At 64.9% G+C, this 276-nt stretch carries 1 protein-coding gene; it reads left to right on the plus strand.

Annotation, left to right across the window (positions count from 1 at the left end):
- On the plus strand, positions 1-276 hold a 276-nt coding region (locus E0702_RS19255), incomplete at both ends, for a hypothetical protein (RefSeq protein ID WP_165927611.1).

Consider the following 276-nt stretch of genomic DNA (forward strand, 5'->3'; position numbering starts at 1 on the left):
GCGCGCGGCTCTTCCTGTTCGCGGCAGGCACCACCCTGTGGGCCTTCACGCGCCACTCCCAGACCGTGATCCCCGACATGACCCTGCTGGTGTCGCAGATCGCGCTCCTGACCCTGGTGTTCACGGCCTTCCCGCTGATGTCCGGAGACGGGTACAAGTGGCTCACGACCTTCTTCGGCCAGGAGATGCTGAAGCAGCGCGCCCATGCCTGGCTGTTCAGGAACAACCAGAGCAAGATGGGCTTCACCTATCCCGAGCCGAGCGCGGGCGAGAAAC

The organism is Halomonas marinisediminis (assembly GCF_004347715.1).
GTDB classification, from domain to species: domain Bacteria; phylum Pseudomonadota; class Gammaproteobacteria; order Pseudomonadales; family Halomonadaceae; genus Halomonas; species Halomonas icarae.